This window comes from Caulobacter sp. S45 (assembly GCF_903642205.1).
Taxonomy (GTDB): Bacteria; Pseudomonadota; Alphaproteobacteria; order Caulobacterales; family Caulobacteraceae; genus CAHJWH01.
The window spans coordinates 1-4394 of the sequence record NZ_CAHJWH010000203.1 but is presented as its reverse complement, the minus strand read 5'-3'; the positions used below and the strand labels follow the sequence as shown (position 1 = coordinate 4394).

Sequence of the window (4394 nt, the reverse complement as noted above, 5' to 3'; positions counted from 1 at the left end):
GTGGGCCAGGGGGTCGCAGCGCTCGGCCTCGCCGGCCTGACCCTCTACACCGCGCCCACCGTGCTGGTCGCCGCCGCCATGATCGCCGCGGTGGCCTTCGCTTTCGCCCTGCTGCTCGGGATCGGCCGCCTGGCCACCCGACTGGCCTCGAAGGCGCGCAGGCTGGCCAGGGGCGCCGCGCGCCTGGGCCTGGCGAACCTCGGCGGTCCGGGCTCCGCAGCGCGATCGGCCACGCCTTCGATCGGGTTGGGCGTCGCGCTGCTCACCGCCATCCTGCTGATCCAGTCGAGCCTGCTGGCCGAGGTGCGCGAAGCCGCGCCACAGGCCGCCCCCTCGCTGATCCTGACCGAGATACCGCCCGAACGCGCCGCCGAGCTGGACGCCCTGATGGGCTCGGCCTTGGGGCCGCTCACCCCCGACCACTACCGCCGGACGCCCTTCGCCACGGGACGTATCGTCAGAATCAAAGGCGCGGCGGTCGATGTGAAGCGGATCGCTCCGGGAGAGCGCTGGGCCTTCGACCAGGACGTCGGCCTCACCGCCCTCGCCGCCCCGCCGCCCGACGCCGACATAGTCGCGGGCCGGTGGTGGGCCGCCGACTACCATGGACCGCCCGAGGTGCTGCTGGCCCGCGAGATCGCCGACGCCGCGGGCCTGAAGGTCGGGGATGCTGTCACCCTGTCCATCCTCGGCCGCGATCTCGAGGCGCGGGTGGCGGGGCTCCGCAAGGTCGATCCCGGCCGCTTCGGTGCGAGCTTCGCGCTGGTGCTGGACCCGGCGGCCCTGGCGGGGGCGGGTCTGCGCGAGGTCGTGGTCGCGCGGACGAGCGCCCGCCAGGACGAGACGATCCTGCATGCGCTTGGCCGCGCCCTGCCGCAGGTGAACGTGATCAGCGTGCGTGAACAACTCGATGCGGTCGCGCGCGTGTTCGGCCAACTCGGCTGGGCAGTGCGCGGCGCTGCGGGCGTGGCGGCGCTGGCGGGCGTGCTGGTGCTGGTCGGAGCCATCTCGTCCACCAGCCAAGCCCGGGCGCGGGAGGCCGCGATCCTGAAGGTCCTGGGCGCCAGCCGCGGCGACATCCTGTCCGCCTACGGCCTGGAATACGGTCTGGTCGGGCTGATCGCGGGGACGGCCGGGATGCTGGTGGGCTCAGCCTGCGCCTGGCCCGTGGTGGCGGAGGTCTTCCACACGCCGTGGCGTCCGGACCCCGTCGCGCTCGGGCTGCTGCTCGCCGCCGCCACCGGGATCTGCGCGGGGGCCGGGCTGACCGGAGCAGTCGCCGCCCTGACGCGACGACCCGCCCCAATCCTGCGCGGCGACTAGCGGGGAAGGCGCCTCGACTCCGTCTCACGACATTGGAGTCAAGGCGCCGGGCTCAAGCTGATCCGTTCAGGCGGCGGGGGCCGACTTCTTGGGGCGGCCGACCTTCTTGGGTGCGGGCGCGGGCGCGGCTTCAGGTTCCGGAGCCGCCGCCTTGCGACCCAGGCCCAGGGTCTTGGCCAGCGCGCTGCGCTGGGCCGAATAGCTTTCGGCGACCATGGGATAGTCCTTGGGCAGGCCGAAGCGGGTCCGATACTCATCCGGCGTCATGCCGTTGGTAGTGAGATGGCGCTTAAGGCTCTTGTACTTGCGACCGTCCACGAAGCTGGTGAGGAACTCCGGCGTGCGACTCTTGCGGATTTCTGCAGTGGTCGGCTTGGCGGCCTCCGGCTGAGCGGGCGGGGCCGGCTGGCCAACCGATCCCAGCGCCTGGTGCACCTGAGAGATGACGGCGGCCAGTTCGCTCGTCTGGACCTTGTTGTTGCTGACATAGGCGGACACGATGTCGGCCGTCAGGGTGGAAAGATCAAAGGACGCGTCGTCAGCCATGTCGCCTACTCCATGTGCGAATCAGATATCCGACAATAGGAAGGCCGGACGGCTTTGATAACCCCCGTTCTAGAGAAAACAGGCCGAAACTGCGAGTAGAAAACAATTTTCCGCAGGAGGTCCCGGCGATGCTCTAAGCCCGGACCTCCCATGAAGTCCGGAAGAACGCAGTGATTCCGGTGGATAGGTGGGCCCTTCTGGCCGGCATTAACAGCCGTGGATGATCATCGGACGTCTCTGCCGCTTTGAAGGGTGGCTAGGCTCGTACAAAAGGGACGAGAACCTGACTTCCGGCAGTTCGGGATCCCATACGAGTGTCATCACCGTGCCATCTACTGACAGACGCATGTCCTTGAACGACAAACGACTGCGGGGTGTCACCGCTCCAGGAGGACAGGCGCAACCGAGACTATCAACAAGGCCGCCATCGTCCAGTTGAAAACGGTGCGGCGGCGTGGCGTGGTCAGGTAGCGGCTGATCATCAGGCCGAACACCGCCCAGGTTGAAGTGCTCGCCACACCGACGATGGCCAGCACCACGGTGATGACAAGCACCTGCAGCCAGGCGTCGAGACCGCGGATGGTGAACGCGGTCATGGCGCTCAGCGCGATGATCCAGCCTTTCGGATTGATCCACTGGAAAGCCGCCGCCTGCAGGAAGCTCATGGGGCGTTGCGGCGTCTGAGCGGATTTGACCTTCTCAGCGGTCGCGGTCCGCCAGGCCAGATAGACCAGATACAGCAGGCTCATGAACTTCATGACCGAATAGAGTAGAGGCGCCGCCTTGATCAGGCCTGCGACGCCCAGGCCCACCGTCAGCGTCATCACCGCGAACCCCAGCACCACGCCGCACTGGTGCGGCAAGGTGCGGGCGAAGCCGAAGCGGGCGCCGGCGGTGGCCAGCATCAGGTTGTTCGGCCCCGGCGTGAACGACATCGAGATCGCGAACGGCAGGAAGGCCAGGACAAGGGTGGTGACCGCCCCCGTCACGCGAGACCAACGCCTCGACGATCCTGCCTCATTGCATCCGCACGTCGGTGACGGGCTGGCCGCCTCGGTGGCGCGCGTCCAGCTGGGCGATGGCGTGGTGGGCCGACAGGAACGCGCCCTGCTGCCAGGCGCCCACGTGGCTCAGGTGCTCGCCGGCGAAGTAGAAGGGGCCGTCGGGCTGGCTCAGCAGGGCGTAGGAGGCGGGGTCCTGCTCGGCCAGGGGACACTCGATGCCGAGGTTGTAGGGCACGTTGGCCCAGGTGACGGTCATGGGGTTCTTCAGCAGGGCCGAGCGTCCGGGGTGCAGCCGCTCCACCGTGCCGCGGCCGTAGGCGATGCGCTGATCCAGCGGCAGGGCGCCGAAGCGGTCGGCCTGCTTGGCGAAGGCGTAGCCCGCAACCAGCACGCCCTGGGGCGAATGGAACTTGCCGCTGGGGTACCAGGTGATGAAGGTGTCGCGGTCGGTGAAGGACAGCCCGCCATAGATATGGTCCTCGCGCTCCCAGAAGCGCGGGCTCTGGAACGCGATCTTGATGGAGTTGGCGTAGACGGCGCGGTCTATGGCGGACTTGCGGTCGGGGGAGAAGTCGGCCGAAATGGCGCTCAGCACCTTCAGCGGGATGTTGACGATGCAGTAGTCGGCCTCGACATGCTTCACAGCGCCGGTCGCCGCCTCGCGGTAGCTGACCTCGACGCCCGCGCCACGGCGGGCGATCTTCGTCACGATGCAGCCCTTGCGCACCACCGGCCCCAACGCCGTCTCGAAAGCGCGGGGGATCTGGTCCATGCCGCCGACCGGTTGCAGCATGGTCGCCTGCATGTCGATGAAGTCGTGGAAGGTGGAGCCCACCCCCACGATCGGATGCATCAGCGTGGAGACGGGCAGAGGCGCCCGCGCGATCGGCGTCTGGGCGCCGGCCCCGGGCTGACGCAGCCAGCCCGACTCGCTGTTGGCCGCATAGGCGACATCGCCGGCCTTCTGCGTGTTGGGCGCGTCCGGCGTGTCGTAGGGGTGGCGGGGCGCTGTGACCTTGCCGTTGTTCGACAGCGCGCCCCAGGAGGCCAGCGCCGCCATCATCCGGTCGCGATCCTCCGCGCTCATCTCCTTGTCCAGCCCGCCGTTGCGCACCGCCTTGGTGAGCAGTTCGGCCACGTGGCCGCGGGTGTCGAAGATGGCCTGCCGCATCTGGATCGGCGCGCCACCGTTCATGGAGTCGGCCTGCAGCAGGGCGCTTTCGCAGTGGTTGACCAGCGTCTCCATCTGCACGCCCAGTTCGCGGCAGTAGCCGAGTGTCGCCTGATGGTGGGTGGGGATGCGCGCAGGCCCGGCGTTGAAGTAGAGCCCCTCGTCGAAGCTGCAGACCTGGCGGGTGCCGTCGATCATCTCCAGCACGTCGCCGCCGCGGATCGTGTGGTTGCGGCCGCCGACCCGCTGGCGCGCCTCCAGCACCGTGCAGGCATAGCCGGCCTTGCCGAGTTCATAGGCGGCCGAGAGCCCGCCCACGCCTCCCCCCAGGATCACCACCCGCGCGCCCC

General features: G+C 68.8%; 4 protein-coding genes. 1 reads left to right on the top strand and 3 read right to left on the bottom strand.

The window, feature by feature from the left end:
- Window positions 1–1323 (top strand): ABC transporter permease (locus HUV06_RS14790; protein ID WP_174302014.1); only part of this gene is annotated, 1323 nt, incomplete at its 5' end.
- A 66-nt stretch (window positions 1324–1389) separates the two neighbouring features.
- Here HUV06_RS14790 and HUV06_RS14785 read toward each other — a convergent pair.
- From HUV06_RS14785 to HUV06_RS14775, 3 genes are all read right to left on the bottom strand, one after another.
- Window positions 1390–1869, bottom strand: a complete 480-nt coding sequence (locus HUV06_RS14785; protein ID WP_174302013.1) for a MucR family transcriptional regulator — start codon at window positions 1867–1869, stop codon at window positions 1390–1392.
- Window positions 1870–2246: 377 nt separating this feature from the next.
- Window positions 2247–2858 (bottom strand): LysE family translocator, encoded by a 612-nt coding sequence (locus tag HUV06_RS14780; protein WP_217433907.1) that lies wholly within the window; start codon window positions 2856–2858, stop codon window positions 2247–2249.
- Window positions 2859–2886: 28 nt separating this feature from the next.
- Window positions 2887–4394 (bottom strand): FAD-dependent oxidoreductase (locus HUV06_RS14775; RefSeq protein ID WP_174302012.1); only part of this gene is annotated, 1508 nt, incomplete at its 5' end.

What these genes read in the sequence shown, in the direction of transcription:
- HUV06_RS14785 (WP_174302013.1), bottom strand. Translation starts at nt 1,869, where the DNA reads ATGGCTGACGACGCGTCCTTTGATCTTTCCACCCTGACGGCCGACATC.